General features: G+C 71.2%; 8 protein-coding genes and 1 pseudogene. 2 read left to right on the forward strand and 7 right to left on the reverse strand.

What is annotated here, in order from left to right; translation table 11 throughout:
- From cbiE to IH13_RS0129585, 5 genes are all read right to left on the reverse strand, one after another.
- A partial coding sequence (cbiE, locus tag IH13_RS0129565; RefSeq protein ID WP_031089121.1) for a precorrin-6y C5,15-methyltransferase (decarboxylating) subunit CbiE occupies positions 1-606 on the reverse strand: 606 nt, incomplete at its 3' end.
- Positions 607-732: 126 nt separating this feature from the next.
- On the reverse strand, positions 733-1,380 hold the full coding sequence (locus IH13_RS0129570) for a GNAT family N-acetyltransferase (RefSeq protein ID WP_037842817.1): 648 nt from the start codon (positions 1,378-1,380) through the stop codon (positions 733-735).
- 141 nt (positions 1,381-1,521) lie between these two features.
- Positions 1,522-2,388, reverse strand: a complete 867-nt coding sequence (locus tag IH13_RS0129575; protein WP_031089124.1) for a MetQ/NlpA family ABC transporter substrate-binding protein — start codon at positions 2,386-2,388, stop codon at positions 1,522-1,524.
- 70 nt (positions 2,389-2,458) lie between these two features.
- The gene (locus tag IH13_RS0129580; RefSeq protein ID WP_031089126.1) at positions 2,459-3,127 is read right to left on the reverse strand and encodes a methionine ABC transporter permease; all 669 of its coding nucleotides are present in this window, start codon (positions 3,125-3,127) and stop codon (positions 2,459-2,461) included.
- Positions 3,124-4,170: a methionine ABC transporter ATP-binding protein gene (locus IH13_RS0129585; RefSeq protein WP_031089127.1), complete on the reverse strand. Its 1,047-nt coding sequence runs from the start codon at positions 4,168-4,170 to the stop codon at positions 3,124-3,126. Before IH13_RS0129585 ends, IH13_RS0129580 begins: the two co-directional genes overlap by 4 nt.
- Before the next feature lie 610 nt (positions 4,171-4,780).
- Here IH13_RS0129585 and IH13_RS0129590 point away from each other — a divergent pair.
- On the forward strand, positions 4,781-5,140 hold the full coding sequence (locus IH13_RS0129590; protein WP_031089128.1) for a hypothetical protein: 360 nt from the start codon (positions 4,781-4,783) through the stop codon (positions 5,138-5,140).
- A 2-nt stretch (positions 5,141-5,142) separates the two neighbouring features.
- Positions 5,143-5,536, forward strand: a pseudogene (locus tag IH13_RS38815) (hypothetical protein).
- Positions 5,537-5,572: 36 nt separating this feature from the next.
- On the opposite strand, the gene IH13_RS0129600 reads toward IH13_RS38815, so the two are convergent.
- Together IH13_RS0129600 and IH13_RS45130 are read right to left on the reverse strand one after the other, a co-directional pair.
- Positions 5,573-6,076 carry a GNAT family N-acetyltransferase gene (locus tag IH13_RS0129600; protein WP_031089129.1) on the reverse strand — a complete coding sequence of 168 codons (504 nt, stop codon included), beginning with the start codon at positions 6,074-6,076 and terminating at the stop codon, positions 5,573-5,575.
- A gap of 37 nt (positions 6,077-6,113) precedes the next feature.
- Positions 6,114-6,481: sigma-70 RNA polymerase sigma factor region 4 domain-containing protein (locus IH13_RS45130; protein WP_051835973.1), on the reverse strand; the 368-nt coding region annotated here is incomplete at its 5' end.

Here is a 6,481-nt window from a genome sequence, read left to right on the forward strand (position 1 = left end):
GGGGCCCCTGCCGATGACGATGACGACGTTCGGGTCGCGCCAGGCGTGGTCGGCGGTCTTGTCGGAGGTGAGGACCGTGACCCGCTCGCGGGAGGTGCCGAGTTCCTCGCAGATGACGAAGGTGCGGTGGACGCCTTCCAGCAGGAGGGCGAGTTCGGCGGGCCCGGCGCCCGGTGAGGTGAGGACCGCGACCTTGTGGTGGGCGCGGCAGACGTTGACGGCGCGGCGCAGGGTACGGGGGTGGGCGACGACGATCTGGGCGTCGTCCCAGGGCATCCCGGCGCGGGCGAAGGCGGTGGCCACGGAGGACACGGCGGGCACCACCTCGACCTCCAGGCCGTGTTCGGGTGCGCGCAGGGTGCGTACGACGCCGAAGAAGCCGGGGTCCCCGTCGGCCAGGACGACGGCGCTGCCCCGGTGGCCCGCGATCCTGCGGGCGGCCAGGTCGACGCTGCCGAGGCGGATGCGTTCGGCGCCGTGCGGTACCTCGGGCAGGGCGAGGTGGTGGGCCGCTCCGGCGACGAGGGTGGCGGCGGAGAGCGCGGCCGTGGCCGCTGCGGTCAGGGGTGAGCCGTCCCAGCCGATCACCGTGACCCGGTCGGACATCGTCGTCAGTCTCCAGGGGTGTCGCGGGCGGGGCGCTTGGCGCCGGACCGGGCCGGCGGGGCAGGGCTGAGCGTATCGGGTCCGTACCGGCGCCCGGCCGGTGGCTTCGCGGGGACGGGGGCGGGATCAGTTCCAGTCGTTGTACGTGCCGTAGCCGCCCGCGTCGGCCAGCTGTTCGGCGACGCCTTCCAGGTCCTCGGGGAGCAGCCCCCACACGATGAGATCGGTCCTGATGTCGGTCCAGCCGCCGTCCGTACCGTTGTCGGTACGGGTCCGCGCTATGCGGGCGTTGCGCAGGACGCCCTCGCTGATGCAGCCCAGCTTCTGCGCGACCTGCTGGGAGGCGGTGTTGTCGGCGGGGGTGCGCAGCTCCAGGCGCTCGAACGCCTGGTCGCGGAAGATCCATTCGGCGACGGCGAGCACGGCCTCGGTGGCGTACCCCTCGCCGCGCGCCCAGGGGGCGGTGATGTAGCGAACCTCGGTGGCCCGGGTGCGCCAGTCGGTGTTCAGCAGCCGGACGGAGCCGACCAGGCGCTGGGTGAGGAACTCGGTGACGGCGAAGACGATGCCGTGGCCCTGGGTGCGTTCGGCGGCGGCGATCCTGCGGACCCACCGTTCGGCGTCGACCTGGGTGTAGGGGTGGGGGGCGTCGGTCCAGGCGACGACCTGTTCGTCGTTCATCATCTCGATGTGGGCGGGGACGTCGACCATGTCGAAGGGGCGCAGCACCAACCTGTCCGTGCTGATGGAGATGGACGGGAAGGTGGTAGTCATGCGCAGCTCCATGCCTCAAGACCGTGTAAAGCCACCAGCATGCAGCATCGGACGGGTGATGCGCATGGCCGGGTCCGCACGGCCGAGCCCCGTGCACCCGGTGCGGGTGTACGGGGCTCGGCCGGTGTGCGGCGTCCTGGGTCAGGAGGCGGCGGGGGCGCCGAACGCGGGGGTGACGGAGCCCTGGTAGGTGTCCTCGATGTACTTCTTGACCTCGTCGGAGTTGAGCAGCTTCGCCAGCTTCTGGACGCGGGCGTCCTTCTCGTTGCCCTCCTTGACGGCGAGGAAGTTGGCGTACGGGTTGCCCTCGGCCTTCTCCAGCGCCAGGGAGTCCTGACCGGGCTTCAGGTCGGCCTCGATGGCGTAGTTGCCGTTGATGACGGCGGCGTCGACGTCGTTGAGGGCGCGGGGCACGGTGGCGGCCTCCAGCTCCTTGAACTGCAGGCCCTTCTTGTCCGTGATGTCGCTGAGCTTGGCGTCGGTGCCGACGCCGTCCTTGAGGGTGATCAGCCCGTTGTCCGCGAGGAGGTGGAGCGCGCGGCCCTCGTTGGTGGTGTCGTTGGGCACGGCGACGGTCTGGCCGGCCTTGAGGTCCTTCAGGTCCTTGACCTTCTTGGAGTAGAGGCCGAGGGGCTCCAGGTGGACGTCGACGACCGGCACGATGTGGGTGCCGTTCTTCTTGTTGAAGTCGTCCAGGTAGGGCTTGTGCTGGAAGAAGTTGGCGTCGACCTGGCCGTTCTCGGTGGCGGTGTTCGGCAGGACGTAGTCCGTGAACTCCTTGACCTCCAGCTTGAGTCCGGCCTTGTCCGCCAGGTTCTTCTTGACGTAGTTCAGGATGTCGGCGTGCGGCGTCGGGGACGCGGCGACGACGAGCGCCTTGGAGGTGTCGGCGTCGGCGCCCGACCCGCTCTTGGCGGCGGGGTCGGAGTCGGTGCCGCAGGCGCTGAGCCCGAGGGCGAGCGCGGCGGTGGCGGCAGCGGCGGCGGTGAGCTTGATGTTCTTACGCACGAAGAGTGCCTCTTTCCGGTGTGACGGTGGTGCGCCCGGACAAGGAGTGCGGGCTTGTGGGGAGTGGAGGTCAGGAGGTGCGGCCCCGGCGGGCCAGCAGGCGTACGGCGATGTCGCCGATGAGCTGGACGACGGTCACGATGACGATCAGCAGGACGACGGTGACGAGCATGAACCGGTCGTCGAAGCGCTGGAAGCCGTTGGTGATGGCCAGGGAGCCGAGCCCTTCGCCGCCGACCGCCCCGGCCATAGCGGAGTAGCCGATGAGCACGATGACGGTGGTGGTGACGCCGGAGACCAGCGAGGGCAGGGCCTGCGGCAGCAGGACCTTGCGGACGATCGTGGGGATCGACCCGCCCATGGACTGGACCGCCTCGACGAGCCCGTGGTCGACCTCGCGCACGGCCGTCTCGACGAGCCGGGCGAAGAAGGGGATGGCCCCGACGGCCAGCGGCACGATCATCGCGGTCGGGCCGATGAAGGTCCCGACGATCCAGGTGGTGAAGGGGATGACGGCGATCAGCAGGATGATGAACGGCAGCGACCGGCCGATGTTCACGACGGCGCCGACGGCCTTGTTCACCACGGTGTTCTGGAGCAGCCCGCCCTTGTCGGTGAGGACCAGCAGGATGCCGAGCGGGAGTCCGCCGAGGACGGTGACGAGGGCGGACCAGAGCACCATGTAGAGGGTGTCGAACGTGCCCTGGACGAGCAGGGGCCGCATGTCGGACCAGATCACTTCGCCGCCTCCTTGGTGAGCGGTGCGGGCGACGCGGCGGCCGGGGTGACGGTCTCGGTCCGCAGGCCGCGTTCGCGCAGGAAGCCGATGGGGACGACGTTGTCCTCGTAGCGGCCGGGCAGTTCGATGCGCATCCGGCCGATCTGCCGGCCGCCGACGGTGTCCATGGCCGCCCCCAGGATCGAGATGTCGATGTTGTAGGTGCGGGAGAGCTGCGAGATCACCGGCTGGGCCGCCGCGTCGCCGAGGAAGGTGACGTCGAGCACGGTGCTGTCCGGACCGGAGGCGGCGCCGCCCACCGGGAACAGCGCGTCGGCCAGTTCGGAGCCCGGGGTGGCCAGCAGTTCGTCGACGGTGCCCGACTCGACGACGCGGCCCTTCCTCATCAGGGCGGCCGAGTCGCAGACGGTCTTGACGACGTCCATCTCGTGCGTGATGAGCAGGACGGTGAGACCGAGCTGCTGGTTGACGTCGCGCAGCAGCTGGAGGACGGAGCGGGTGGTCTCGGGGTCGAGTGCGGAGGTCGCCTCGTCGGAGAGCAGCACCTTCGGGTCGCCGGCCAGGGCGCGGGCGATGCCGACGCGCTGCTTCTGGCCGCCCGAGAGCTGGCCGGGGTAGGCCTTGGCCTTGTCGGCGAGGCCTACCAGGTCGAGGAGTTCGAGGGCCTTGCGGCCGCGTTCCTGTCCGGAGATCCCGAGGATCTCCAGGGGGAGTTCGACGTTGCGCTGGACGGTGCGGGAGGACAGCAGGTTGAAGTGCTGGAAGACCATGCCGATGCGGCTGCGGGCCTCGCGGAGCTCCCTGCCCGCCCGGTGGCCGCGCCCGGCGAGGGCGGTGAGGTCCTGGCCGGCGACGGTCACGGTGCCGGAGGTGGGGCGTTCGAGCAGGTTGACGCAGCGGATGAGGGAGGACTTGCCGGCGCCGCTCTGTCCGATGACGCCGTAGACCTCGCCTTCGCGTACGTGCAGGTCCACGCCGTCCAGGGCGGTGACCTCCCGGCCGCGCGACTGGTAGACCTTCGTGAGGCCCGAGGTGGTGATCACAGGGTTTCCGTCACTGTCGAGTGCACGGCGCGGGGTCCGCCGGGCACGGGGCGTTCGTCTGAAGAGACTGTGCTCAGGGGTCTGGGGGGACCGGTGGGGGTCTCGGCACGGCACGGCCCGGGGTGTCCGGGCGCGTCTCGCACCCGGGCAGGCTCGGTCCGCGGCACACGGACGGAGCGGGCTCGGTCTCGCTTCGGGGCGCGAGGCTCAGGCGGGGGCCCTCAGAAGGCGCGCATTCGACACATACAACGAGCACCGGGCGTCGGGTTCGCCTCGGTCGCAGGGATGCGGTAGCTCGTCGTGGTCATGGCCCCAGTAAAACAGACGTGACATCGCCGTGATCCAGGCCGTCCGTATAGCGGACAGTGCTGGACGGTCAGCGCGGGCCGCGCGCGCGTCGTCCGGGAACGCCTGTCACACGGCTCTGACCTGCGGTGAAGCCCTCCGGGCAGGGCCGGCCGAGCGGGCCGCCGCAGAGCCGTGCCGGGGGCCCGCTGTGGTCAAGGCCACGATTCCCGGACAGGCCCCGCCGGCCCTTCGCCCACCGGGTACCGCCCGGGCCGCCGGGGCCGCACGCCGAGGCCTTGGCCGTCCGTAATACCCTCGGTCCATGCTCGTCGCCCTGACGGTCGCGGTCGCCGTGACCGCGCTCGCCCTCGCCGCCTGGTGCGGATTCGCCGCCTACCGGGACCAGCCCACGAAGGACTGGCACTTCATCGGGATGGCCGTCGTCTCCGTGCTGGGCCTGGCGCAGCTGGTGGTCGGCATCGTGCAACTGGCCCGCGGCGAACGGCCGGAACAGGGCATGACCATCTTCCTCGCCTATCTCATCGGCGCCTTCGCGGCCGTGCCGGCGGCGGGGTTCCTGTCGTTGTCCGAGCGGACCCGCTGGGGCTCGGTGACGGTGGCGGCCGGCGCGGTCGTGCTGGCCGTCCTGGAAGTACGGCTCTACGACATCTGGGGAAGCTGACCGTGACCGACACCGACCGCACCGGGGCCCCGGTCTCCGCGCCCCCGCAGAAGCAGCAGTTCGAGCTGGGCACCGGTCCCGGCCGGGTCCTGGTCTGGTTCTACGGGGTCTTCACCGTCGCCGCCGCCTCCCGCTCGGTCGTCCAGATGATCCTGGACTTCGGCAAGGCGCCGCTGGCGTCTGGTGCGGGGAGGCGAGACGGCCCGCCGGGCGGCGCTCGTGTGCTGTGCCGCCGAACTGGCCGGTGTCCTGGTCGTGGGCGCCTGGACGCTGCTGGAGCCGTCCGCGTTCGCGGACGCCACGGTGTGGTCGGACTTCGGCATGGGCTATCTGTTCATCCCGGTGATCCTGCCGGTCACCGGGATGATCTGGCTGCGCCGCGCCCGCCGGGCGTGACCCGGCGGGCGTGACGCACCGGCCGCGCCGGACCGTTCACGCGCTGGCGACGAACTCCGGCGCCACCGCTTCCTTCTCCAGCCGGATCAGGCGGACGCCGTCCTCACCGGTCGTGTCCCCCACCCGCGCGTACCCCGCCTTGCGGTAGAGCCGCAGGTTGCCTTCGCTGCGCTCCCCCGTGTGCAACTCGAAGCGGGTGGCCGCGCGCTCGTCCGCCAGGCCGTTCTCCGCGGCGCGCAGCAGCCGGCTCCCCAGTCCGTGCCCCTGGAGGCGCGGGTGGACGCAGAGGCGGCCGATCCGTCCGGTGCCGTTCTCGTCGGTGGAGCCGCGTACCGAGCCCACGACCTCCTCGCCGAGCCGGGCGACGAACACCAGGTCCGCGGCGATCTCGTCACGGACCGATGCGAGGGTCTGGACGAGCGGGTCGATCCGGTAGTTGCCGTACAGCTCCGCCTCGCTCTGGAAACAGAGGTACTGGAGCCTGAAGATCTGCTCGGCGTCCTGCGCTGTCGCCGCCGAGATGGTCACGCTCATGCCCATGTGTGCATGCCTCCCGCTCACCTGGTCCGCCGGTTGTCTACCGCTCCTTTCCCCGTGGTCCAGGAGCTACAACCTCCGCCGCGAGCATTCTGCGCAGACATCCAAGGCAACGGGAACGCATCGGGCCCAGGCTCCCCTGTGAGATACCCAACTCCCCTGCGATTTCCCGGTAGGTCGGGTCGTGGGCGGCCAGCATCGCCCCGAGCAGCCGAGGGCACTTCCCGGGCAGCCGGTCCACCGCGGCGCGCAACGCCCGCCTGACGGCGGCGCTTTCGGCGACCGTCTCGGGCCGGCCTCCCTCACCGCCGGGGAGCTCGTCGACCCGGCAGGGGTGCTCGCGCCGTGCCCTTCGCCGGGCGGCGCGCGCCTCCGCGCGTACGGCGGCGCGCACCCAGCCGGCGGGAT

The sequence above is a fragment of the Streptomyces sp. NRRL WC-3549 genome (assembly GCF_000721935.1).
Lineage (GTDB): Bacteria > Actinomycetota > Actinomycetes > Streptomycetales > Streptomycetaceae > Streptomyces.

Excerpts from the sequence above, each read along its gene's own strand:
- IH13_RS0129600 (WP_031089129.1), bottom strand. The coding sequence starts at position 6,076 with ATGGGCATGAGCGTGACCATCTCGGCGGCGACAGCGCAGGACGCCGAG.
- IH13_RS0129570 (WP_037842817.1), bottom strand. The coding sequence starts at position 1,380 with ATGACTACCACCTTCCCGTCCATCTCCATCAGCACGGACAGGTTGGTG.
- IH13_RS0129590 (WP_031089128.1), top strand. The coding sequence starts at position 4,781 with ATGCTCGTCGCCCTGACGGTCGCGGTCGCCGTGACCGCGCTCGCCCTC.